Raw genomic sequence first — 21491 nt, forward strand, 5'->3', positions numbered from 1 at the left:
AAGTGCCTGTTTGCGCTAAACTTTTGTAACATGCGAAAAAGGCGACCCCTGGGCCGCCCTTTTCCTGATTACTCATTTTGAATGACAATTAGCCAAGCGCGGCAACGCCCGGCAATTCCTTGCCCTCCATCCATTCAAGGAACGCCCCGCCCGCAGAGGAGATATAGGTAAAGGCCTCGGCCACGCCCGCTTTGTTCAGCGCCGCGACCGTGTCACCGCCGCCTGCGACCGATACCAGCGTGCCCGCCGTTGTCAAATCGGCCGCCGCTTTGGCCGCCGCATTGGTGGCCGCATCGAAGGGCTCGATTTCGAAGGCGCCGAGGGGGCCGTTCCAGATCAGCGTTTTGGCATCCTTCAGGATCGATGCGACCCGTTCTACGGATTTGGGACCGGCGTCCAGAATCATCGCATCCGCAGGGCAGGCGTCTGCGGCGACGGTTTCGGTTGCCGCATGGGCCTTGAATTCGCGCGACACCACAATATCGACGGGCAGAATGATCTCGCAGCCCGCTTCACCGGCTTTTTGCACGATTTCGCGTGCGGTGTCGGCCAGATCATGCTCGCACAGGCTCTTGCCCACATCGAGACCCTGAGCTGCGAGAAAGGTGTTGGCCATGCCGCCACCGATCACCAGAAAATCGACCTTGCGCACCAGATTGCCGAGCAGGTCAAGTTTCGAGGACACTTTCGCGCCGCCAACCACGGCCACAACCGGGCGATCGGGCGTGCCAAGCGCGGCTTCCAGCGCGCTCAATTCGGCCTGCATCAGGCGCCCGGCACAGGCGGGCAGCAGATGGGCCACGCCCTCGGTCGAGGCATGGGCGCGGTGCGCGGCGGAAAACGCATCATTGCAGTAGACATCGCCCAAAGAGGCCAGAAACTGCGCCATCTCGGGGCTGTTCTTTTCCTCGCCCGCCGCAAAACGGGTGTTTTCGATCAGCACAACCTGACCTTTGACCGCGTCAATCGCGGCGCGGTCGGGTTTTTCCATGAAGACCACATCGCGCCCCAGCACCTCTTTGAGGGTGGGCAGGGTGACTTTGAGCGACATGTCGGGCACGACCTGTCCTTTGGGGCGGCCAAAATGCGCCAGCAATACCGGCGTGCCGCCTTTGGCAAGAATATCGTCAAGCGTGGGTTTGATCCGCTCGATGCGGGTCGCATCTGTCACGCGATCGCCATCCACCGGCACGTTGATATCGACGCGCGTCAGCACGATCTTGCCGTTCAGATCCATGTCGTCGAGGGTTTTCCAAGCCATTGCAAGGCATCCTTTCAGGGGTAGTGTCAGGTCAATTTCGGGCCAAGACCTGTTCACCTTATATTTCCCGCCGCGTCAACTGCGAGGGCTTTCCCTTCGCGCCGCTGCGCAATAGGGTGCGCCAAAGCGACGTTTTACCAAGACCAAGGAGCCACCCCATGGCCGATATCAAAGATCCCGAAAACACCATTCTGATCGAACTCAAAGACGGCACCGTCATCATCGAGCTTTTGCCCGATGTTGCCCCCAAGCACGTCGAGCGCATGAAACTTCTGGCGCGCGCCGGCGCCTATGACGGCGTGGTGTTTCACCGCGTGATCGACGGTTTCATGGCGCAAACCGGCGACGTTGAAAACGGCAATACGAACAAGGACTTCAACCTGCGCCGCGCGGGCACAGGCGGCTCCGAGCACCCCGATCTTCCGGCAGAGTTTTCGTCGCTGCCCCACGATCGTGGCACCATCGGTGCGGCGCGCAGCCAGAACCCCAACTCGGCCAACTCGCAGTTTTTCATCAACTTTTCCGACAACCATTTCCTCAACCGCCAGTACACGGTTTACGGGCGGGTGCTGGATGGCATGAAATTCGTCGATGCGATCAAACGCGGCGAACCCGCAGCCGACCCCGACATGATGATTTCGGTCAAGGTGGCCGCAGATGCTTAAATCGCTTGCAGTGGTCGCGGCCCTGGTCGCAACGCCCGTCGTTGCCGATGGCCTCGATATCGAGATTGCCGGTCCCGGTGCGAATGGGACGGTGCATATCGACTTGTTCGAAGATGTCGCGCCCAACCATGTGGCCCAGATCGAAGCGCTCGCCAATGAGGGCGCGTATAACGAGGTGGTGTTCCACCGCGTGATCGACGGTTTCATGGCGCAAACGGGCGATGTCGAGTTCGGTAAGGCGGGTAGCGATATGCGCCGCGCCGGCACAGGCGGCTCGCAGCTACCGGATCTTCCTGCCGAATTTTCCGACCTGAACTTTGATCGCGGTGTGGTCGGCATGGCGCGCAGCCAGAACCCCGATTCCGCCAATTCGCAGTTCTTTATCATGTTTGCACCGGGTGCGTTTTTGAACGGCCAATACACCGTGGTCGGCGAAGTGACGTCGGGCATGGAGGTCGTGGATGCGATCAAAAAGGGCGAGGGTGCGAATGGCGCGGTCATTGGCGAACCCGACCGGATGGTCAGCGTCACGGTCACCGAGTAGCTCGGCAAAAGAATAAAAAACGGCGCCTTCGGGCGCCGTTTTCTTTTGGGTATTTTTATCCGAAAGAAGGCAGGGATCAGTCCTGCAAGACCACCAGAGCGTGGCGTTTTTTACCCGCCGAGAGTTTCATCGGCTGCGCGAGATCTTCTGCGCGGATCATCAGGCCTGCGTCTTTTTGATCGCGGTCATTCACTTTGGCGCCATTGTCGGTGAAGAGGCGTTTGGCGTCTTTGCCCGAATTCGCAAGGCCGGAGCGGACGAAAAGCTGCACGATGGAGATGCCGTCGCCAAGGTCCTGGCGTGACAGGGTGAGGGTGGGCAGGTCCTCGCCCGCGCCGCCTTTTTCAAAGACCTCGCGCGCGGTGGCCTCGGCGGCCTGGGCGGCCTCTGTGCCGTGAAGCAGGGCGGTGACTTCATTGGCGAGGATGATTTTCGCCGCATTGATTTCAGCGCCTTCGAGGGCACCGAGGCGGTCGCATTCGCTCACGGGCAGTTCGGTGTAGAGTTTGAGGAATTTGCCCGTGTCGGCATCGGTCGTGTTGCGCCAGAATTGCCAGAATTCATAAGGTGACAGCATTTCCGCATTCAGCCAGATCGCGCCGCCTTGGGATTTGCCCATTTTCTTGCCATCCGAGGTGGTCAGCAGTGGCGAGGTGAGCCCGTAGATTTCGTGATCGAGGACGCGGCGGGTAAGGTCGATCCCGTTGATGATGTTGCCCCATTGATCCGAACCGCCCATTTGCAACAGGCAGCCGTAGCGGCGGTTGAGCTCAAGGAAATCATAGGCCTGCAGGATCATGTAGTTGAATTCGAGAAAGGACAGCGATTGTTCGCGGTCCAGACGCGATTTCACGCTTTCAAAGGACAGCATCCGGTTGACCGAGAAATGCCGCCCGATATCGCGCAGGAATTCGAGGTAGTTCAGGGTATCGAGCCATTCGGCATTGTTAAGCATGACCGCATCGCCCGCGCCCTCGCCATAGGACAGGTATTTTGCAAAGACCTGTTTCATGCCGTCGATATTGGCGTCGATCTGGTCGTTGGTCAGCAGCGGACGCTCGTCGGCGCGAAAGGAGGGATCGCCCACTTTCGTGGTGCCGCCGCCCATCAGGGTGATCGGTTTGTGGCCGGTTTTTTGCAGCCAGCGCAGCATCATGATATTGAGCAGATGCCCGACATGCAGCGACTGTGCGGTGGCATCATAGCCGATATAGGCGGGCACCACCCCTTTGATCAGAGCATCGTCCAGACCTTGATAATCGGTGCAGTCGGCCAAAAAGCCCCGCTCCATCATCACGGCAAGAAAGTCCGACTTCGGGTGGTAGGTCATGGTGCAATTCCGTTCCAAGCGTCACTTGGGCCTGATATACCGACCGGGCGTAAAAAGGGAAAGACCATGTTGGGAAATGACGCGATCTGGGCCTGTGGGACGATGTCGGGCACCTCGCTTGACGGGGTGGACGCCGCTCTGGTGCTGACGAATGGCGAGGAGATCAGCGGGTTTGGCGAGGTGGCTTTTCGCGCCTATAGCGCGGATGAGCGCGAGATGCTGCGCGCAGAGCTGGGGGCCTGGGAGGCGTCGGAGGCGCTGTGCGAGATGTTGGAAACCGCTCATGTTCAGGCCATTCACGGGCTGACGGGCTATGAGTTGATCGGGTTTCACGGCCAGACTTTGGCGCATGAGCCGCACGGGCGCGGCACCTATCAGGCGGGCGATGGCGCGGTGCTGGCAGAGGTGTTGAACCGGCCCGTCGTATGGGATTTTCGCACCTCGGATGTAAAACTCGGGGGGGAGGGGGCACCGCTGGCGCCTTTTTTCCACCACGCCTGTGCGCGCTACATCGGCGCGCAGGAGCCTGTGGCGTTTCTCAATCTTGGCGGGGTCGGCAATATCACATGGGTCGATCCGCGCCTGCGCAACCCTGCCGCCCCTGGCGCGCTTTTGGCCTTTGACACAGGCCCTGCGAATGCGCCGGTGAATGATCTGATGCGCCAGCGCCGCGCCCAGACCCAAGACGACGGTGGCCGCCTGGCGGCATCGGGCCGCGTGGCCGAGGGCGTGCTCGAGGCGTTTCTCGAACATCCGTATTTTTACCGCATGCCGCCTAAATCACTGGATCGCAACGATTTTACCTCACTTCTTGATGGGGTGGCCGATCTGAGCGACGTCGATGCCGCCGCAACGCTCACCGCGGCCTGCGCGGCGTCGGTGGCGCGCGGGATGGACCATTGCCCCGTTGCGCCCGCGACGGTTTTTGTCACGGGCGGCGGGCGGCACAACGCGACCCTGATGGCGATGCTTGCGGCTGGGTTGGACTGTCCGGTGCGCCCCGTGGAGGACGTCGATCTCGACGGAGATATGCTTGAGGCACAGGCCTTTGCCTATCTTGCTGTGCGGGTTGCGCGCGGGTTGCCGACATCGTGCCCGGCCACCACGGGGGTGCGTGCCTGCGTCGGCGGCGGGCGCATCGCGCGCCCGACCCCGCGTTCCGCCGATGTGCATCTCGCCTGACGCGGCGCAAAAAAAGGCCCCGCATCACCTGCGGGGCCTGTGAGTTTCATGTGCGCGACGCTTAGGCCTTGAGGATCGAGCGACCCGCGAATTCAGCCGTTGCGCCCAGCATTTCTTCAATGCGGATCAACTGGTTGTATTTTGCCAGACGGTCCGAGCGCGACAGCGATCCGGTTTTGATCTGGCCGCAGTTGGTCGCCACGGCGAGGTCGGCAATGGTGGCATCCTCGGTCTCGCCCGACCGGTGCGACATGACGTTTGTGTAGCCCGCACGATGCGCCATATCGACCGCCTTGAGCGTTTCCGACAGCGACCCGATCTGGTTCACTTTGACCAGCATCGAGTTCGCAACGCCCTGTTTGATGCCATCGGCCAGACGGACGGGGTTGGTCACGAACAGATCGTCGCCGACCAGCTGGATCTTGTCGCCGATCTTGTCGGTGAGCAGCTTCCAGCCGTCCCAATCGTCCTCGGCCATGCCGTCTTCGATGGAAATGATCGGATAGTCGTCGCAAAGCGCGGCCAAATAGTCGGCGTTCTCGGCGGAGGTCAGGGATTTGCCCTCACCAACCATCTCGTATTTGCCGTCTTTGTAATATTCGGTGGAGGCGCAATCGAGCGCGAGATAAATATCCTCGCCCGGTTTGTAGCCTGCTTTCTCGATGGATTTGATCACGAAATCCAACGCGATACGGGTGGATTCAAGCGCGGGCGCAAAGCCGCCCTCGTCGCCGATACCGGTGTTGTAGCCTGCGGACGAAAGCTCTTTCTTCAGCGTGTGGAACACTTCGGCGCCCATGCGGATCGCTTCTTTCACGTTCGCGGCCGACACCGGCATGATCATGAATTCCTGGATGTCGATGGGGTTGTCGGCATGCTCGCCGCCGTTGATGATGTTCATCATCGGAACGGGCAACATACGTGCAGAAGAGCCGCCGATGTAGCGATACAGGGGCAGGGCGGAGAAATCCGCCGCCGCTTTGGCACAGGCCAGCGACACGCCCAAAATAGCGTTCGCGCCAAGGCGACCCTTGTTGTGGGTGCCGTCCAGCTCGATCATGATCGCATCGATGGCTTCCTGCTCGGTCACATCCATGCCCACAAGCGCTTCGGCAATCTCGCCGTTCACGGAGGCAACCGCTTCCAAAACGCCTTTGCCCAGGTAACGCGACGTGTCGCCATCGCGTTTCTCGACCGCTTCATGCGCGCCGGTGGAAGCGCCCGAAGGGACTGCGGCGCGGCCCAGCGTGCCGTCTTCGAGGATCACGTCAACTTCGACGGTGGGGTTGCCACGGCTGTCGAGGATTTCGCGGCCGATGATGTCGATGATAGTGCTCATGGTCATTGCCTTTTGTTCAAGTTCGCGGGCCATTGAGCGTGTTGATAGCAGGCTGGCACGTCGGGTCAACGGCGCGCTGCATCGATTGCGCTAACAGGGGTGAAATTGCACGTTAGCGGTAACATTTTTCGCGGCATCGCGCCTTACGTGCCACAAAATGTGCGCGCTACCACCTCGTCCTCGGTCGGGGGAAAGGCCAGCGCGCGGTTGTCCGACGATAGCGCAAAAGGGGTCTCGAAGGCCACGCGCAGCCGCTCGAAAGGGGCCATGTCGCCGCCGACAGCCGCCTGAATGGCCTGTTCGATGCGGTGCGTGCGCGGAATTACGGCAGGGTTTGCCGCGCGCATGACCGCCAGTGGATCCGCTTCCTGCGCGATCCGCGCGCGCCATTTGGCTTCCCACAGATCAAAAGCCGCCGGATCGCTGAACTGGTCGCGCGCACCCCCTGCGCCCAGCGCATAAAATGTATTGGTGAAATCGGCTTGCCCCGCAGCCATCAGATCCAGCAGTTCCTTGGCCAAGGCTTTGTCGCCCGCCTTCGGTTGGGCAATCCCCAGCTTCGCTGCAAAGACGTGTTCCCACGCCAGATGATAGCGCGCTGCAAAACTGTTGATCACCTCGGTGAGGGCCGCAATCGCCGTCTCCGCCTCTTCTTCGGTTTTGGCCATGATCCCGACAAGGCTGGAGGCCAGTTGCGCCAAATTCCACCCCGCCACATTCGCCTGATTGGAATAGGCATAGCGCCCCTGCGTGTCGATCGAGGAATAGACCGCATCGGGGTGATAGGTATCGATGAAAGCGCAGGGCCCATAGTCGATTGTTTCGCCCGAAATCGTCATGTTGTCGGTGTTCATGACGCCATGCACAAACCCCAGTCCCATCCATTTGGCGATCAGCTCGGCCTGCGCCTGCACCACCGAAATCACCAGGCCCAGCGGTCCCTTGGCCTGAGGAAAATGCCGCGCAAGCGCGAAATCCGTCAGGACTTCAAGACTGTCAAAATCCCCGCGTGCGGCAAAATATTGAAACGTACCGATCCGCAGATGCGAACTGGCAACACGCACCAGAATTGCCCCCGGATAGGCCTGCTCGCGCTGAACGCGCGCGCCGGTGGACACGGCGGCCAACGCGCGCGTCGTGGGCACACCCACGCTGTGCATCCACTCACTCACCAGATATTCACGCAACACTGGCCCCAACCACGCGCGCCCGTCGCCATTGCGCGAATAGGCGGTGCGCCCGGATCCTTTCAACACAAGATCGCGCAGCCCTGCCTTGCTGGCAACTTCGCCCAAAAGCACGGCACGCCCGTCCCCCAAACGCGCAACCCAGCCGCCGAACTGATGCGCAGCATAGACCTGCGCCAAAGGTTCCGACCCTGTAGCCACGGCATTTCCAGCCAGAACCGCAACCCCTTCAGGCGAGGCAAGCCACTGCGGGTCAATGCCTAGATCCCTTGCCAGACCATCGTTCAGCGCCAGCAGTGCGGGGGCAGGAACGGGCTCCGGTGCCACATGGGTGAAAAAGGCCGCAGGCAGGCGCGCGTAGGAATTCTGGAAGGGAATATGCTGTGTCATAATCTTCACTTAATCATGCCGGGCGCGTCTTCTAGCTTCTTTCGGATAAAAATACCCGATGTTGCGCCTTTGGCAGCGGTCGCGCCGTGGGTATTTGGGTCCGAAAGAAGCCAAAGGGCAGGGCTACAGCCGGCCGATCCGCGTTATCAGCAGGTCGAAAAACCGTGTTGCATCTACTGTGCCGATAAACAGCGCGTTGGCGGCGCGGTCGGTGACACCCCACCAGTCAGCCACGGTCATGCCACGCGTGAGCGGGCTGTGGACCTCGATCTCAACGTTGATGTGACGGCCTTCGTAGAGCGTCGGGTCGATGAGATAGGCAATGGTGGCCGGATCATGCAGCGGCGCGCCCTTTGATCCGTATTTTTTAAGATCGAAGCGCTCGGAAAAATTGATCCAGCTTGCCACGACTGCGCCCACAGGTGTGCCCATCTGTGCAAAGCGGTCGACCACATCGGCGGTGACGAGCGCCTTATGGGTGACATCCAGTGGCATGACTGTGATTTTTGCGCCGGATTTAAACACGATGTCAGCGGCTTCCGGGTCGACGTAGATGTTGAACTCTGCCGCGGGGGTGATGTTTCCCACCTCGAAATAAGCGCCCCCCATCAGCACGATTTCCTGCACGCGCTCCTTGATGTCGGGCGCGCGTTCAAAGGCCGTGGCGATGTTCGTGAGGGGGCCGATAGGCACAAGGGTCACGGTGCCGGCGGGTTCGGCGCGCAGGGTTTGGATGATGAAATCCACACCGTGTTGTGCTTGCAGTGGCATCACCGGGGCGGGCAATGCGATGCCGTCCAACCCGGTTTTGCCATGCACATGTTCGGCCGTCACCAAATCCTTGGCCATCGGTTTTTCGCAGCCCGCAAAGACCGGCACATCGCTGCGTCCTGCCAGTTCCAGCACTTTGCGGCCATTGTCGGCCGTTCGCGCCAGGGGGACGTTCCCCGCGACAATCGTGAGCCCGAGCAGGTCGATTTCGGGGGAGGCCACTGCCAGCAGAATCGCGACCGCGTCGTCTTGTCCGGGGTCGGTGTCGATGATGATCTTGCGCGCCATTTTTGGTCTCCGAAGCTGTGTTCGGGGCGAGGGTGGCGCGCGGCGCGGGGGATGTAAAGCGGCAAGGCGCGCGCCTGGGCGCGAGAATTTCTCAGCGCCGGATACGGTGCGCCCCGCGAGGTCTCAGGGGCGCAGGCTGCGGGTCACATTGCCCGCTTGCACAACGATTTCCGTGGCTTGCAGCAGTTGGGCGTTGGAGAGGGTGACGGCCACATTCAGCGCCGATTGCGCGGCAGATGTTGCGGGCATCGCCGTGCTTGGGGGGCGAATGCGAAACGCGTAGGTCAGGCGGTTTGGCAGGCCCTCGTCGATTTCGACCAGTTCGGCGTCGTAATAGCCCTGCGTGGGGACGCGCCCGCTTGCCACAAGGATCGCGCCGGTCTGCGTGCGTTGCAGGCTCAGCCCCGTCATCTGTGCGATCAGGGGGCGGGTGTCCACGAAGGCAACATAGCCTTTGCGCGGGGCCAGTGTCGGCAGCACGATCGCGCCGCTGTCGCTTGTCACCACATCGGGGGTGCTATCGACCCAGTTGCGCGGGTTGAAGCGCGAGTCCCGCACGCTGGCGCAGCCCGCAAGAAGAGAGGCCGCAGTGAACAGGATGATAAGGTTGCGCATTTTCACTCCCCGAAAGCTTTGTCTTTGCCTAGCCCATTGCGCGCGGCTTGAAAAGCCTGAGCTGGCGCGGGCTGGACGCGCGCGGCTCTGCGCCTTACATGACGGGGGAGTTTTCACGACAACCCGCGCAAGCGGCGGAGATCACCATGGCCACCGAAGCATTTGACGACCTTGCCGACACGTTTGATTTTCTTGACGATTGGGAAGATCGCTATCGCCATGTGATCGAGATAGGCAAGGCGTTTCCCCCGCTGCCCGAGGCGCTCAAAGTCCCCGCCACCAAGGTCGAGGGCTGTGCCTCTCAGGTCTGGATCGTGCCGCGCATCGACGCGGGGGCCTTTGATTTTGCAGGCGAAAGTGACGCGATGATCGTGCGCGGCCTGATTGCGGTGCTGCATGCGCTCTATGCGGGGCTGACGCCGGATGAGGTTCTGAAGGTGGATGCGCAAGCGGAACTCACGCGCATCGGCCTGTCGGATCACCTCTCCGCGCAGCGGTCGAACGGGGTGCGCGCGATGATCGAGCGCATCCGCGCCTTTGCGGCGGGTAACGCCTAAATTGCGGCTTCCAGCGCGCGCGACAGGTCGCCGTAGCCGGTAAAGCGCCGCTCGAAGGCGAGGCCCAGTCGCGCCGCTGCGGCCTGTGCCTGCGCGGTCAGAGCGGCGTCTTCGGACTGGGCCAGATAGACCAGTTTTTCGTAATTGCCGAAATACATGTCCAAAAGCTGCGGGTGGCGGTCAAGGCCAAGCGGCTGCCAGACAAAGGCGTCAAACTGGCGGGCGAGGAAGTCGGTGAGGTAGAAACTTGTGACCTCGTCGCGCGCCGCAAAGGCGGTCAGCCCGTCGAAAAACGCATAGCAATGGGGGCCTGCGATCATCTTGACCCCCATCCGCGCGCAGGCTTTGGCCAAGTCACCGCCGGTGCCGCAATCGGCGTAGGCTACGAAGATTTCCAAGCCGTCGCGCGCATGGGTTTGTACTGCGTCCTCAACGGCTTGCGTTATTTTGTTCGGGTGGTTGTGGAGGATGGCGGGAAGGCAGGTCAGGCGGACATGCGACCAGCCGTTCACCGCGATCAGCGCCAGAATTTCGCGCGCCAAAGCCCCGCAGGCGATCACCAGAACCGACGGCTGCGCACTGCCCGCAACATAGCCTGTGTCGCGCAAGATATCGTCAGCGGGCAGGTGCATCAGGCTTTGGGCGCAAGTTTCACCGCCGTGCCGTAGCACAGCACTTCGGAGGCGGTTTGTTGGATGGCCGAGGTTTGCATCCGCACGGCGACCACCGCATCCGCGCCCATGGCTTGGGCTTCGGCCAGCATCCGGTCCATCGCCTGTTCGCGTGCGCCCGCAAGCAGGGAGGCGTATTCTTTTACCTCGCCGCCGACGAGATTGCGCAGCGAGGCCACGATATCGGAGCCGATGTGTTTGGCGCGCACGGTGGAGCCGCGCACAAGGCCAAGCGTTTGCACGATCTCGAAACCGGCGACCGTTTCGGAGGTCGCGATCACAAGGTTACTTTTGGATGCGGTCATAGTGGCTGTCCTCTTTGCTGGTCACACGCTCCTCGATCACCCGCAACACAACATAGGCGACGAGTCCCGTGGGGATCATCACCAATAGCGCAAAGGGTGTGGTGAGCGTCACGGTGATCAGCGACGCGACCCAGATGCTTGCGCCCGCTGCAACGATGACGACGATCAGGATCAGAACGAAACGGTCAAGCGGCATGTGGGGCTCCGATGTGACATCATCCTCATGAAATGGGGATGTTCTGGCCCATCTGCAAGGCCCATCTGCGCGGCCCGTTTATAAGGCCCGTCTATAAGGTCCGTGTGCAGGGCTTGAAGACGGGGCTTTGGAACGGGCTTGAGCTCCAACGCACACAGGCCCGGCCCGTTGCGCCCAGGGGCCTCTCAGCCCGCGACGTTATGCTTGCGCGCCATCAGTTCCTTGGCGGTTTGCACCGCTATCGCGGCGTCATCGCAATAGGCGTCTGCGCCGATGGCCTTGCCGAATTCTGCGTTCAGCGGGGCACCGCCGACCAGCACGATGTAGTCGTCGCGCTTGCCCATTTCGGTAAGCTGATCGATCACAACCTTCATGTAGGGCATGGTCGTTGTGAGCAGGGCAGACATGCCCAGGATCTGTGCGTCTTCGGATTGCAGCGCGCCGATGTAATCCTCGGCGGGGTTGTTGATGCCAAGATCGACGATCTCGAAACCCGCGCCTTCCATCATCATCGCAACCAGGTTCTTGCCGATGTCATGGATATCGCCCTTGACCGTGCCGATGACCATTTTGCCCATCTTGGGCGCCCCAGTTTCGACCAGAAGCGGTTTTAGGATGGCCATGCCGCCCTTCATCGCATTGGCGGCCAGCAGCACTTCGGGGACGAACAGGATACCGTCGCGAAAATCATCGCCGACGATCTGCATGCCCGCGACCAGCGATTTGGTCAGGATGTCATAGGGCGTCCAGTTGCGTTCCAAAAGAATGCGCACCGCCTCCTCGATTTCCTCTTTCATCCCGTCGTAGAGGTCGTCTTTCATCTGGTCGACAAGCTCGTCGTCGTTCAGGTCGGAAAGGATCAGATCATCATCGTCGGACATGGGAAGGTCTCCTGAGCCGCCAGCTAAAATGCCAGCGCAGCGGTGTTTCGCCGCCAAAGCGGTGCTTGTGCGAGATATGCGATAAATTCCGTCTCAGGGCAATGGTTTGCACCCGAAACACAGGGAAAAAGCGGCTTGAGATCAGGAATTTTGCGCCAAAGTTTCAAACCCCTCTGGCGAGTGTTCCTATTTCGTTCTAACCTTGCGGCATGGAACACGCAGAATCGAGCCTCCCCCTTGGTCTAGAGATGCGCGCGCGCGGCGCAAGCACCAATGAGACCCCGCGTTTTGAACAGTTGACGCGCAGTTTTGCGAGCGACGGCTGGGATATTCCCTATGAGGGCGGGGTGGTGCGCACGACTTTGGCGCGCGAGGAGCCGCGCCGCGTGATCACCCGCAACAGCTCGCCCGATATCCCCTTTGACCGCTCGATCAACCCCTATCGCGGGTGCGAGCATGGCTGCACCTATTGCTTTGCGCGGCCAACCCATGCGTGGTTGGGCCTTTCGGCGGGGCTTGATTTCGAAACGCGGCTGGTGGCCAAAACCAATGTTGCCGCCCAGCTCGAGCGTGAGTTGCGCCACCCCAATTACGCGGTCGCACCGATTGCCATCGGCACGAATACCGATCCCTATCAACCGGTTGAAGCCCGCGAAAAGACGATGCGCGCGATTGTGCAGGTGCTGTCGGATTACAATCATCCGCTGATGATCACCACCAAGGGCACGTTGATCGAACGCGATCTGGACCTGCTTGCGCCAATGGCGCGGCGCGGCTTGTTGAATGTCGGGATTTCGCTGACCACGCTTGGCACGACCCTGTCGCGCCAGTTGGAACCGCGCGCCCCCACGCCCGCGCGCCGTTTGAAAACCATCCGCATGTTGGCCGATGCGGGCATTCCGGTGCGGGTCATGGTGGCCCCCGTGATCCCCGGTCTGAGCGATCACGAACTTGAGGCGATCCTGGGCGCGGCGCGCGGTGCGGGCGCGCGGGCGGCCAGTTGGATCATGCTGCGCTTGCCGCTGGAAGTGTCGCAATTGTTTCAAGACTGGCTCGCGACCCATGTGCCCGAGCGCAAGGAAAAGGTCATGCGCCGCATTCGCGAAATGCACGGCGGCAAGGACTATGCGGCCAATTGGGGCAAGCGGATGCGCGGGGAAGGCGAATTCGCAGAGCTGATCGGCAAACGGTTCGAGATCGCGACAACCCGTCTGGGGTTCGAGGACAGCTTGCCCAAGCTCACATCGGCACTTTTTGCCTGCCCCGAACGCAAGGGCGACCAACTGTCTCTTTTCTAACGAAACAGGGCCGCAACGGTGTCGCGCGCGGCCCTCTTTGTCTGATCCCTGCCTGTCTTAGCGACGCCGCCCCGTGCGCCCGCGCGCCGAAGGGCCTTTGTTGTCGGTGCCATCGCTTTCGGAAGAAAACCCGCCGAGTTTGGCGGCGATCTCGTCCAGGGTCGGCTTTTCGCCGCGCGGACGGGTTTCAAGCGCCTCGCGCATGGCCGACAGGTGTTCGGGCGTGGTGCCGCAGCAGCCGCCGATGATCGTCGCGCCGCTGTCGCGCGCCATGCAGGCGTAATCGGCCATCAGCTCGGGCGTGCCGTCGTAGTGGATGTGGCCCTCGTGGTATTTGGGGATGCCGGCGTTGCCCTTGGCGATGATCGGGCGCGCGTGGCCCTGACCGGAAAAGCCCAGGACCGTGCGCAGCAGGTCCGACGAGCCCACGCCGCAATTCGCGCCATAGGCCAGCGGGCCGTTGGGGATTTTCTCAACCATATTCGCCAGTTCCGCTGAGGTAACGCCCATCATGGAGCGGCCGGCGGTGTCAAAGCTCATGGTGCCGCACCACGGCATATCGGCCAGGCGAAAGGCTTCGGCGGCAGCTTTGAATTCTTCGGGGGCCGAAATCGTTTCGACCCAAAGCACATCCGCGCCGCCTTCTTTCAGGCCCTCGGCTTGTTCGTGGAACATTTCCACGGCCAGTTCATGGGTCAAGGTGCCCATCGGAGCCATGATGTCGCCCGTCGGGCCGACCGAGCCTGCAACGATCACGGGGCGGCCCGCTTTGTCTGCCACCTCGCGGCCGATCTCCGCGCCCGCGCGGTTCAATTCGCGCACACGGTTTTGCGCGTCATGCAGTTTGAGGCGCGAGGCATTGCCGCCAAAGGTATTGGTGAGGAAAATATCCGATCCCGCATCCACGGCCCCTTTGTAGAGGGCGGTGATCTTGGCGATTTCGTCGACGTTCCAGAACTCCGGCGCATCGCCCGACTGCAGCCCCATGTTGAACAAGGTGGTACCTGTGGCCCCATCGGCCATCAGCCAGTCGCGGGTGGCAAGAAGTTTGGAAAGCGCGTCGGACATGTCAGCCTCATTTTCGGTTGGGCCACACGCGCGATACGTGCGGACAAAAGGGAAGGGCCCGCAGCACGGCGATGCGGCGGGTTTTCTGTCACCTGCCACGCATCGCGCGCGGGTGCAAATTCATAATCGTCATGAAGATTATGAAGAACGCTGCGACAGGCGCGCGCAGCGGCGTGGGTCAGGCGGCGTGGGTCAGGCGGCTTGCGTGTCGCTGTCTTCTTGTGGCGGACTGTCGGGCGGCAGACCCCATTGCGCGATCTGGTCTTGGGGACCACGTCCGACAGGATCAAGCGGCGGAAAGCTTTGCGGGGTGGGCGCTGGCCCGGCTTTGCGCCGCGCGAAGATCGGCGCGTCGGGATGACGGGCCCGGGCCGTGACACGGCGCAAAATATCGACAGAGGCCACCGCGAGGGCCAGCGTATTTGGCGCGCAGATATACAGCGTTTCCCAATTGGGGGCAAAGGCGGCTTTGAAGCGCTTCAGCCCTGCGGCATTGGATTTGTTGAGAAATTTCTGACGTATCCGCGCAAGGACAGGATTGGCATCCACCCCGTCCCACGGCGTCGCGGCCAGCGAGACCCGCGGGCAACCATGGGTGCGGGCGGCGCAAATCGCATGGGTGATCAGCGCCTGCATCGTGCCATCGGGGGCCGTATCGGCGCTGCGCATCAGATCGAGGGTCCATTCGTTCCGGGTCTCGTGAAAACTGACAAAGGCCACCAGCCGGTCCTCGACATAGCCCAGAAACACCCGCTGACAGGCGGCGTAATCGGGGCACCACGTGCCCATCGAAAATCCGCGCTCGCCGCCGCGGGTCTTTTTCCATTCCGCCGCAACGCCGCTCATGTCGGCCAGAGGCAGGTCGCGCGGGGCCTGTGTGATGGTGAGACCGGATTTTTCGGCCTTGGCCAAAAGGCGGCGCAATTGCCGCCGCTGCGGCCCCTCGGGGCTGAAGGTCGCAGGGGCAAGCCAGGCCTCACGGGCAATCGGCACAACCTTCCAGCCGGCCTGGCGCGCCGACAGGGCCATGCGATTGCCGACCTTGTAGAGGGCGGGCATGCGAAACCGGGTTTTGGCGGCTGTGGCCAGTGCCGTGCGGATTTCGGTGCGGCAGGCCGCCGCGTCAATCGGGTCCGACAGCATCACCAGGGTCTGGCCGACGGGGGCGGCAAGTCCGAGTGCGCGCGCGTCGCTGCCCGTCAGCAGGGAAAATTCGCGCGCGCGCAGCAGGTTCACCTCTGCCCGTTTGGAGGCGTAAAGCTGGGCCTCGATACGGGGCGGCAGGAAGGGCGAGCGCGGGGCAGGGGCCAGATGCGGGCGGTCACAGCGCGCCGAGGCGCGCGGCCCGATCAGCGCAAGGATCGCCGCAATGCAGGCGGGCAGCGCGTAATACAGCAGGCGGAACGCAACGACCCCCGCCAAAAGCGTTTCGGTCGCCACAGTCGGCAACAGCGTCATCAGCGTGACTTCGAAGGGGCCGATCCCCCCCGGCGTATTGCCCAAAAGCCCAGCACCCAGAGCAAAAACATAGGTGGTCACAAGGTGCACAATGCCGATCGACAGCGCAGGCGGCATCAGGATGTAGAGCGTCAGACCTGCAAAAATCGTGTCCACCGCCGCCAGACCGATCACCGCCATCAGGGCGCGCACCGAGGGCAGGGGCAGGCGGGCCAGCGCCGCCGGTGGCCAGATCGAGATCGCCACCATCGCGCCAAACAGCGTGAGCGCGGCAAAGGCCAGGCTTTTGGCCCAGACCAGCTCAACATGCGAGATCAGCGCCAAAGCGCCCGCCACCACGGCCCAGCCTGCGATGAAACTCAACGCGACAGCGGCGGAAAAGCGGATGGATTGCCAGAACCCCCATTCGCGCAACATGCGCCAGCGCATCACCGCGCCGGTGACCGCCCCGAACCCCAGCGCTTGCGACAGGGCAATGGCGACAAAGCCCGATTTATGGGCCGCGCGCATCGAAATACCCGTGCCCAGCTGGCGGTGCATCACCGCATCATAGCGACTGGCCGCGGCAAGGCTGATCGCCGCCGTCACCGCAGCCAGAGCCCATTGGCGGGCGCTGACCGTGGCCATCGCGGCGCGCACCTTGGCGAGATCGACATGGGCAAGGCGGTCGGCCAGCAACAGCGCCACGCCCAGAGCAAGGATCAACGGCAAGGCCTGTCGCAAGGCAATGCCGCGTGCCGCCTTGATCCAGAGGCGCGACGGCGCAGCTTTGGACGCAATGTTCGGGGCGTGCGCGGCCTCAGGCGCCGCGGCCGTGTCAGCGCGCGCGCTGGCGCGGTGTTGTCCGGTGCTGTCCATGCAAAAATCCCTCGCCCGTTCCCCTCGGTTGAGAGGGGATTTTAGGCGCGGCGGCGCGAAAAATTCCTTAACGCAGGGCGGCAGGGCGGCGCGAAAATTGCGTGAGTTTTAAGTAAAATCAAACTTTTGCACGCGCATTTTGCGGTCTTTTGCAAGGCGCGCGCAAAAAAGGCGCTTTGGGTCCAAAGCGCCTTTCGTGTCGCGGTGGCGCGGGCTTTAGGCCTCGTCGATCAGCTCGGCTTTGGCTTGCACTGCGCTTTGGGCCATTTTCGCACGGATCGTGGCCTCGTCGGCCTTGTCGCCCAGATCGGCGGCGAGTTTGCGGTAGACATCTTCCGATCCCGCTTCTTCAAAGTCGGATTTGATCACCTCGCGCGCATAGGCCTGAGCCTCGTCGCCGGTTTTGCCCAAAAGCCCTGCCGCCCAAAGGCCCGCGATCTTGTTGGCGCGGGCTTCGGCCTTGAACTGCATTTCAGCGTCATGGGCGAATTTGTTTTCAAAAGCATTGGCGCGGTCGTCGAAGGTGGACATGGTGAGGCTCCTCATTTTTGCGTTGTCTTCAATATGGTAGCGCAATTGGCCAAGGACAAGTCCGCACCGCGCCGCTGACTTGCCGGTGGATGGCCGGTGGATGGGCAGTGGAGGGCGATGACAGCGCCGTGTTTATGCCTCTCGCGTTGCGCAAAGCCCGACAGCCGCCCACGCCCACTTGCGAGGGCCGCACGCTTGGCATATAGGACGCAGGTAATGGGTCGCGCGCGCGGCCCTTTTCCCATTCCCACCGTATCCCCAAGGATACGTGCAAGAAGCCCGCGGGGCTGGATACCGGAGACCACATGGCACGGCGCAATAAAATTTACGAAGGCAAGGCCAAAATTCTGTACGAAGGTCCCGAGCCGGGCACCTATGTGCAGTATTTCAAGGACGACGCGACCGCTTTCAATGCCGAAAAGAAGGCAACGATTGAAGGAAAAGGCGTGCTGAACAACCGCCTGTCCGAGTTCTTTATGACCGGCCTGACCAATGTCGGCGTGCCCAACCACTTTATCAAACGGCTCAACATGCGCGAGCAGCTGATCCGTCAGGTGGAAATCATCCCCCTCGAAGTGATCGTGCGCAACTTCGCGGCAGGCTCCATGGCCAAACGGCTGGGCATGGAAGAGGGCACGCAATTGCCCCGCCCGATTATCGAGTTCTCCTACAAGGACGACAAGCTCGGCGATCCGCTGGTGCCCGAGGAATATATCATCGCCTTTGGCTGGGCGACCCAGCAGGACATGGACGACATCGTGGCGCTGGCGCTGCGGGTCAATGATTTCCTCGCCGGTGTCATGTATGGCGTCGGCATCAAGCTGGTCGATTTCAAAATCGAAATCGGCCGTGTGTGGGACAATGATTACATGCGTCTGATCGTGGCCGATGAAATCAGCCCCGACAGCTGTCGCCTGTGGGACATCGAAACCGGCCAGAAGCTGGACAAGGATGTGTTCCGCCGCGATCTGGGCAATCTGGCCGATGCCTACACCGAGGTGGCGCGCCGCCTTGGCGTGTTGCCCACCAATGTGACCCATGCGACGAAACCGACGCTGATCAACTGAGTGCCCCTGTTGGTGCCCAAGCTATAAAAGACGAAAAAGGAAGTCTGCGACCATGAAAGCCCGTGTATTTGTCATGCTCAAGAATGGCGTTCTCGACCCCCAAGGCGAAGCCGTGCGCCATGCGCTTGGCGCGCTTGGTTTTGATGGTGTGCAAGGCGTGCGTCAGGGCAAGGTGATCGAGCTGGATCTGGCTGAAGGCACCTCTGAAGAGACCGTCAAGGAGATGTGCGAAAAGCTGCTCGCCAATACGGTGATCGAAAGCTATCGCATCGAGCTTTGAGGGCGCGACTTGTGATCTGAACTGAAAGAAGGCCGTCCCTTGGGGCGGCCTTTTTCATGTCAACGTAAGGGCTTGAGGCGGATAGCGCCGCAGGGGGCGGCAGGTTTACCGCCGTGGAATGCGCAGGCGCACGCCATAGCCCTGATCGAGGTCAAGCACCTGCATCTCGCCCGCAAGCTGTGATACCGAGGCTTCGATGACCTGAAACCCCAGCCCGTGATGTTCGACATGTTCGGGCATGCCGATGCCGTCATCGCGCAGGGTCACGACCAGCGTGCCATCGTCCTCAAGGTCGCCCGTGAGGGAAATCTTGCCGGGTTTTTGGGGGTCGGGAAAGGCGTGCTTGCTGCTGTTGGCGACGAATTCGTTCAAGACCACCCCAAGCGCCGAGGCTTCTTGCGACGTCACATCCACGGGGGTGAATTTTGCGACGACTTTCACGTGTTCGGGGCAGGTGTGTTGCAGGATGCGCGCCACTTTCGCCCCGAAATCCGCGAGGTCCACGGTGTTTACCGCGCTTGACTGATACAGCTGCTGGTGCAGGGCGGCGACCATTTCGATGCGGCTTTGAACCTTTTGCAACGCGGCGCGGGTCTCGGGCTGTTTGGCCGAGCGCGCCTGGATGCGGGTCAGGGCGGAAATGGATTGAAGCGAATTTTTCACGCGGTGATCGACTTCCTGGCGCAGGGTTTCTGCCAGATGCAGGCTTTTGCGCAGCTCGATGGCGTTCTGGACCTGTTTGGCCATCACATAGAGCGTGTGGCGCTGCAATTGCGTCAGTTTTCCGGGCTTGTCGTCCAGAACGCAGACCGCCCCCATCAACTTTCCGTCGGGCGAATACATCGGCACGCCTGCGTAAAAGCGCATTTTCCATTCGGTAACGGGCGACAGATGGGCGGTGCGCATGTCGAGCGCGAGATCCTCGATTTCGACCAGATCGGGACCGTTGAACACATGGGCGCAGACGGATTCGCTGAGCGGATTGCTGGTTTGATCCATGCCGCAGGTCGCTTTGAACCATTGGGTGTCATCGGCGATAAAGCTGACAAATGAGGTCGGGCGTTCGCAAATTTCGCTCAGGAGCGATGCGATCATGTCAAATTCGTCCAGCGGCTTACCGTCGATCAGGCCCAGCCCGTCGAATTCGGAACGTTCTGCTACCGGCGGTAGCGGCGAAGGGTCTGGCGTCACGATGATCGTATTCATTCTCAATAGCGTCCCTGAACAAAGAGGGAGGGAATAGTTTTGTTGCGGCCTTATTGGTCGGGGCGCAACATTCGAACCAGTAACTGTCCAAGAGCAAGGTTTTCCACGCCAGGAACGACTGTAGCAGGTGCAATCAGGGCGGGTTGTCCTACGCCTCAGAGCAAAGCTGGACGTGCAAAATTTAGGGGCACTGCGACGAACTGTCCATCCCAAACCGTGGATTTGCAGCGCCCGATTGCGCAGAGCGCTTGTGCAAAAGCGCAGCGCTATGTCCTGTGACATGCCGCGAAACCAGCCTCCTATGGGTTGAAGGAGTGTCAAAAAGCATCGCGGCCAAGGTAGATTGGGGCTTTGAGCTAGGGCTTTGGCTGCGCCGCTGCCGCTCTGGGGCAGGGCCGGAGCGTGACTTTGAAAATAGTATGTAAAAAGACATATTAAAAAAATTACCATTTTGATGAAAATTGTCACGTTGCGTCGGCGGGAGGGCGCCGCAGTGCATCGGGGCGCGCCGAGTTGCAGTGGGTTGCACTGGGTTGCAGTGGGTTGCACTGGGGCGCGGCGGGAATGTCGCGCGAATGTGGCGGGGTCGTGCGCCGCCCTTGTCGTTGCCTTGGTCGAGGGCGGCGTGCCCGTGTTCCATCTTGAAACGATCTGCGCGGTGCTTTATGCCGCACAGCCAAGAGGGCTGTGTCGTATCGGCCCGTTCCCTTTCCCTTGGCGTGGCCGTCTGGCGGACCATGCGCCCTGCATCTTGGAGACTCCCCGTGAAAGCAGCTGTCATCGTGTTCCCCGGATCGAACTGCGACCGCGATATGGCCGTTGCGCTGGAAAACGCGGGGGCCGAGGTGACGATGGTCTGGCACAAGGATGCCGAGCTGCCTGCGGGTGTCGATGTCGTCGGGGTTCCGGGCGGGTTTTCCTATGGCGACTACCTGCGCTGCGGGGCGATTGCCGCCAATTCTCCCGTGACCAACGCCCTCAAGGCCCATGCGGCGCGCGGCGGCTATGTGTTTGGCGTGTGCAACGGCTTTCAGGTGCTCACCGAGGCCCGCTTGTTGCCCGGCGCCTTGCTGCGCAACGCCCATCTCAAATATATCTGCCGCACCGTGCCCTTGACGGTGGCCACCACCGATAGCGCCTATACCTCTGCCTACGAAAAGGGCGCGACGATCAACATTCCCATCGCGCATCACGATGGCAATTTTACCGCCGATGCCGAAACGGTGGCGATGCTGGAAGGCGAGGATCGCGTCGCGTTTCGCTATGGCGCCAACCCCAACGGCTCGACAGGCGACATCGCGGGAATCCTCAGCGCCAACCGCCGTGTGTTGGGCATGATGCCCCACCCCGAGCGCGCGGCAGAAGCCAGTCAGGGAAACACCGACGGCAAGGGCTTTTTCGCCGGTCTCGTGTCGGCGATTATCCCCGCCTGACAGGCCGCTTTGACCAGTGGTGCGATGACAGCGCTGCGCGGGAAATGAGCGCGCTTTTGCCGAGTGCCGGTTGCGCCCTGCGCGCAGCCCTTGAGCCGCCTATGCCCGCG

Annotated in this window: 22 protein-coding genes; 8 read left to right on the forward strand and 14 right to left on the reverse strand. The window is 61.5% G+C overall.

Annotated elements, in window-relative coordinates:
• Positions 1-88: 88 nt before the first annotated feature.
• Complete coding sequence (locus AQS8620_RS09400) at positions 89-1261, reverse strand: phosphoglycerate kinase (RefSeq protein ID WP_085836594.1); 1173 nt, start codon at positions 1259-1261, stop codon at positions 89-91.
• Positions 1262-1419: 158 nt separating this feature from the next.
• On the opposite strand from AQS8620_RS09400, the gene AQS8620_RS09405 reads away from it, so the two are divergent.
• Both AQS8620_RS09405 and AQS8620_RS09410 read left to right on the forward strand, forming a co-directional pair.
• A complete protein-coding gene (locus tag AQS8620_RS09405) occupies positions 1420-1926 on the forward strand; it encodes a peptidylprolyl isomerase (protein WP_085836595.1) in 507 nt (168 codons plus the stop codon).
• Positions 1919-2470, forward strand: coding sequence for a peptidylprolyl isomerase (locus tag AQS8620_RS09410; protein ID WP_085836596.1), 552 nt, complete (start codon positions 1919-1921; stop codon positions 2468-2470). The genes AQS8620_RS09405 and AQS8620_RS09410 overlap by 8 nt, the downstream gene beginning before the upstream one ends.
• A gap of 76 nt (positions 2471-2546) precedes the next feature.
• Here AQS8620_RS09410 and tyrS read toward each other — a convergent pair whose 3' ends face one another.
• Complete coding sequence (tyrS, locus tag AQS8620_RS09415; protein ID WP_085836597.1) at positions 2547-3800, reverse strand: tyrosine--tRNA ligase; 1254 nt, start codon at positions 3798-3800, stop codon at positions 2547-2549.
• A gap of 66 nt (positions 3801-3866) precedes the next feature.
• On the opposite strand from tyrS, the gene AQS8620_RS09420 reads away from it, so the two are divergent.
• The gene (locus AQS8620_RS09420; protein ID WP_085836598.1) at positions 3867-4982 is read left to right on the forward strand and encodes an anhydro-N-acetylmuramic acid kinase; all 1116 of its coding nucleotides are present in this window, start codon (positions 3867-3869) and stop codon (positions 4980-4982) included.
• Positions 4983-5043: 61 nt separating this feature from the next.
• Here AQS8620_RS09420 and eno read toward each other — a convergent pair whose 3' ends face one another.
• The 4 genes from eno to AQS8620_RS09440 form a co-directional block, all read right to left on the reverse strand.
• Positions 5044-6321: a phosphopyruvate hydratase gene (gene eno, locus AQS8620_RS09425; RefSeq protein WP_085836651.1), complete on the reverse strand. Its 1278-nt coding sequence runs from the start codon at positions 6319-6321 to the stop codon at positions 5044-5046.
• Between the two features lie 143 nt (positions 6322-6464).
• Entirely contained in the window at positions 6465-7898 is a 1434-nt protein-coding gene (locus AQS8620_RS09430) for a protein adenylyltransferase SelO (RefSeq protein WP_085836599.1), read from the reverse strand.
• Between the two features lie 123 nt (positions 7899-8021).
• Complete coding sequence (locus AQS8620_RS09435; RefSeq protein ID WP_085836600.1) at positions 8022-8957, reverse strand: nucleoside hydrolase; 936 nt, start codon at positions 8955-8957, stop codon at positions 8022-8024.
• 123 nt (positions 8958-9080) lie between these two features.
• Positions 9081-9572 carry a hypothetical protein gene (locus AQS8620_RS09440; protein ID WP_085836601.1) on the reverse strand — a complete coding sequence of 164 codons (492 nt, stop codon included), beginning with the start codon at positions 9570-9572 and terminating at the stop codon, positions 9081-9083.
• A gap of 146 nt (positions 9573-9718) precedes the next feature.
• On the opposite strand from AQS8620_RS09440, the gene AQS8620_RS09445 reads away from it, so the two are divergent.
• Positions 9719-10129: a SufE family protein gene (locus AQS8620_RS09445; protein WP_085836652.1), complete on the forward strand. Its 411-nt coding sequence runs from the start codon at positions 9719-9721 to the stop codon at positions 10127-10129.
• Here AQS8620_RS09445 and AQS8620_RS09450 read toward each other — a convergent pair.
• From AQS8620_RS09450 to AQS8620_RS09465, 4 genes are all read right to left on the reverse strand, one after another.
• Complete coding sequence (locus tag AQS8620_RS09450; protein WP_200809610.1) at positions 10126-10761, reverse strand: DUF1638 domain-containing protein; 636 nt, start codon at positions 10759-10761, stop codon at positions 10126-10128. The two genes, AQS8620_RS09445 and AQS8620_RS09450, sit on opposite strands and share 4 nt — an antisense overlap.
• The gene (locus tag AQS8620_RS09455; RefSeq protein ID WP_085836602.1) at positions 10761-11105 is read right to left on the reverse strand and encodes a YbjQ family protein; all 345 of its coding nucleotides are present in this window, start codon (positions 11103-11105) and stop codon (positions 10761-10763) included. The genes AQS8620_RS09450 and AQS8620_RS09455 overlap by 1 nt, the downstream gene beginning before the upstream one ends.
• A complete protein-coding gene (locus tag AQS8620_RS09460) occupies positions 11086-11301 on the reverse strand; it encodes a hypothetical protein (protein ID WP_085836603.1) in 216 nt (71 codons plus the stop codon). The genes AQS8620_RS09455 and AQS8620_RS09460 overlap by 20 nt, the downstream gene beginning before the upstream one ends.
• Positions 11302-11486: 185 nt before the next feature.
• Positions 11487-12182 (reverse strand): cobalamin B12-binding domain-containing protein, encoded by a 696-nt coding sequence (locus AQS8620_RS09465; protein WP_085836604.1) that lies wholly within the window; start codon positions 12180-12182, stop codon positions 11487-11489.
• 209 nt (positions 12183-12391) lie between these two features.
• Here AQS8620_RS09465 and AQS8620_RS09470 point away from each other — a divergent pair, with 209 nt between their 5' ends.
• Positions 12392-13480 carry a PA0069 family radical SAM protein gene (locus tag AQS8620_RS09470; protein ID WP_085836605.1) on the forward strand — a complete coding sequence of 363 codons (1089 nt, stop codon included), beginning with the start codon at positions 12392-12394 and terminating at the stop codon, positions 13478-13480.
• A gap of 57 nt (positions 13481-13537) precedes the next feature.
• On the opposite strand, the gene bmt is transcribed toward AQS8620_RS09470, so the two are convergent.
• The 3 genes from bmt to AQS8620_RS09485 all read right to left on the reverse strand — a co-directional run bounded on the left by bmt (position 13538) and on the right by AQS8620_RS09485 (position 17395).
• On the reverse strand, positions 13538-14548 hold the full coding sequence (gene bmt / locus AQS8620_RS09475; protein WP_085836606.1) for a betaine--homocysteine S-methyltransferase: 1011 nt from the start codon (positions 14546-14548) through the stop codon (positions 13538-13540).
• A 192-nt stretch (positions 14549-14740) separates the two neighbouring features.
• Positions 14741-16864 (reverse strand): phosphatidylglycerol lysyltransferase domain-containing protein, encoded by a 2124-nt coding sequence (locus tag AQS8620_RS09480; RefSeq protein WP_085836607.1) that lies wholly within the window; start codon positions 16862-16864, stop codon positions 14741-14743.
• 216 nt (positions 16865-17080) lie between these two features.
• Positions 17081-17395, reverse strand: coding sequence for a DUF1476 domain-containing protein (locus AQS8620_RS09485; RefSeq protein WP_085836608.1), 315 nt, complete (start codon positions 17393-17395; stop codon positions 17081-17083).
• A gap of 305 nt (positions 17396-17700) precedes the next feature.
• Here AQS8620_RS09485 and purC point away from each other — a divergent pair, with 305 nt between their 5' ends.
• Together purC and purS are read left to right on the forward strand one after the other, a co-directional pair.
• Positions 17701-18462: a phosphoribosylaminoimidazolesuccinocarboxamide synthase gene (purC, locus tag AQS8620_RS09490; RefSeq protein WP_085836609.1), complete on the forward strand. Its 762-nt coding sequence runs from the start codon at positions 17701-17703 to the stop codon at positions 18460-18462.
• A gap of 52 nt (positions 18463-18514) precedes the next feature.
• Entirely contained in the window at positions 18515-18742 is a 228-nt protein-coding gene (gene purS / locus AQS8620_RS09495; protein WP_085836610.1) for a phosphoribosylformylglycinamidine synthase subunit PurS, read from the forward strand.
• 105 nt (positions 18743-18847) lie between these two features.
• On the opposite strand, the gene AQS8620_RS09500 is transcribed toward purS, so the two are convergent.
• On the reverse strand, positions 18848-19948 hold the full coding sequence (locus AQS8620_RS09500; RefSeq protein ID WP_159453226.1) for a histidine kinase dimerization/phosphoacceptor domain -containing protein: 1101 nt from the start codon (positions 19946-19948) through the stop codon (positions 18848-18850).
• 764 nt (positions 19949-20712) lie between these two features.
• Here AQS8620_RS09500 and purQ point away from each other — a divergent pair.
• A complete protein-coding gene (gene purQ / locus AQS8620_RS09505; protein ID WP_085836612.1) occupies positions 20713-21381 on the forward strand; it encodes a phosphoribosylformylglycinamidine synthase subunit PurQ in 669 nt (222 codons plus the stop codon).
• The last annotated feature ends 110 nt before the right edge of the window (positions 21382-21491 follow it).

It is taken from the genome of Aquimixticola soesokkakensis (assembly GCF_900172375.1).
Classification (GTDB): Bacteria; Pseudomonadota; Alphaproteobacteria; order Rhodobacterales; family Rhodobacteraceae; genus Aquimixticola; species Aquimixticola soesokkakensis.

Excerpts from the sequence above, each read along its gene's own strand:
- AQS8620_RS09400 (WP_085836594.1), bottom strand. The coding sequence starts at position 1,261 with ATGGCTTGGAAAACCCTCGACGACATGGATCTGAACGGCAAGATCGTG.
- AQS8620_RS09435 (WP_085836600.1), bottom strand. The coding sequence starts at position 8,957 with ATGGCGCGCAAGATCATCATCGACACCGACCCCGGACAAGACGACGCG.
- AQS8620_RS09445 (WP_085836652.1), top strand. The coding sequence starts at position 9,719 with ATGGCCACCGAAGCATTTGACGACCTTGCCGACACGTTTGATTTTCTT.
- AQS8620_RS09420 (WP_085836598.1), top strand. The coding sequence starts at position 3,867 with ATGTTGGGAAATGACGCGATCTGGGCCTGTGGGACGATGTCGGGCACC.
- AQS8620_RS09455 (WP_085836602.1), bottom strand. The coding sequence starts at position 11,105 with ATGACCGCATCCAAAAGTAACCTTGTGATCGCGACCTCCGAAACGGTC.
- AQS8620_RS09500 (WP_159453226.1), bottom strand. The coding sequence starts at position 19,948 with ATGAATACGATCATCGTGACGCCAGACCCTTCGCCGCTACCGCCGGTA.
- tyrS (WP_085836597.1), bottom strand. The coding sequence starts at position 3,800 with ATGACCTACCACCCGAAGTCGGACTTTCTTGCCGTGATGATGGAGCGG.
- AQS8620_RS09450 (WP_200809610.1), bottom strand. The coding sequence starts at position 10,761 with ATGCACCTGCCCGCTGACGATATCTTGCGCGACACAGGCTATGTTGCG.
- purC (WP_085836609.1), top strand. The coding sequence starts at position 17,701 with ATGGCACGGCGCAATAAAATTTACGAAGGCAAGGCCAAAATTCTGTAC.
- AQS8620_RS09440 (WP_085836601.1), bottom strand. The coding sequence starts at position 9,572 with ATGCGCAACCTTATCATCCTGTTCACTGCGGCCTCTCTTCTTGCGGGC.
- AQS8620_RS09410 (WP_085836596.1), top strand. The coding sequence starts at position 1,919 with ATGCTTAAATCGCTTGCAGTGGTCGCGGCCCTGGTCGCAACGCCCGTC.
- AQS8620_RS09480 (WP_085836607.1), bottom strand. The coding sequence starts at position 16,864 with ATGGACAGCACCGGACAACACCGCGCCAGCGCGCGCGCTGACACGGCC.
- AQS8620_RS09405 (WP_085836595.1), top strand. The coding sequence starts at position 1,420 with ATGGCCGATATCAAAGATCCCGAAAACACCATTCTGATCGAACTCAAA.
- eno (WP_085836651.1), bottom strand. The coding sequence starts at position 6,321 with ATGAGCACTATCATCGACATCATCGGCCGCGAAATCCTCGACAGCCGT.
- AQS8620_RS09460 (WP_085836603.1), bottom strand. The coding sequence starts at position 11,301 with ATGCCGCTTGACCGTTTCGTTCTGATCCTGATCGTCGTCATCGTTGCA.
- bmt (WP_085836606.1), bottom strand. The coding sequence starts at position 14,548 with ATGTCCGACGCGCTTTCCAAACTTCTTGCCACCCGCGACTGGCTGATG.
- AQS8620_RS09465 (WP_085836604.1), bottom strand. The coding sequence starts at position 12,182 with ATGTCCGACGATGATGATCTGATCCTTTCCGACCTGAACGACGACGAG.
- purS (WP_085836610.1), top strand. The coding sequence starts at position 18,515 with ATGAAAGCCCGTGTATTTGTCATGCTCAAGAATGGCGTTCTCGACCCC.
- AQS8620_RS09485 (WP_085836608.1), bottom strand. The coding sequence starts at position 17,395 with ATGTCCACCTTCGACGACCGCGCCAATGCTTTTGAAAACAAATTCGCC.
- AQS8620_RS09430 (WP_085836599.1), bottom strand. The coding sequence starts at position 7,898 with ATGACACAGCATATTCCCTTCCAGAATTCCTACGCGCGCCTGCCTGCG.
- AQS8620_RS09470 (WP_085836605.1), top strand. The coding sequence starts at position 12,392 with ATGGAACACGCAGAATCGAGCCTCCCCCTTGGTCTAGAGATGCGCGCG.